Annotated in this window: 1 pseudogene; it reads right to left on the bottom strand. The window is 48.4% G+C overall.

The features are described 5' to 3' along the window. Window positions 1–97 precede the first annotated feature (97 nt). Window positions 98–337: pseudogene (locus tag ACTHSP_RS23175) on the bottom strand (hypothetical protein); the annotation flags it as partial.

The following is a 337-nucleotide window of genomic DNA, read 5'->3' as shown; positions in this document are numbered from 1 at the left end:
TTTTCATTGTTTTTCCTGAGAGAGGTTTGTCTTTGCCGAGATTTCGGCGGAGTGTGTTTGCCTAATATTAAACCATTTCCCTGTTTTTCAAGTAGTTTTACAAAATAATATTGGAAAGTTGCGCGGCAAATGCGCGGCTGTTGGCAGCCAGATTGCCCAGTGCAGGCATTTCGTGTTCGGTTTCGATAATCAGCAGGTTGGCAGGGCGGCGTGTGTGTAGGGACATTTGCATTTCAGCGGGAGAGAAGGGCATGTGATGGCGTTTGGCGAAAGCTTCGGCGCGTTTGTTGGCGGTTTTGAGCATAGGCAGCAGGGTAATATCCAAATGGAAACGGCG

This window comes from Neisseria sp. P0001.S005, assembly GCF_051963715.1.
The sequence above is the reverse complement of the archived record's forward strand: the minus strand, read 5'-3'. Positions and strand labels throughout refer to the sequence as shown.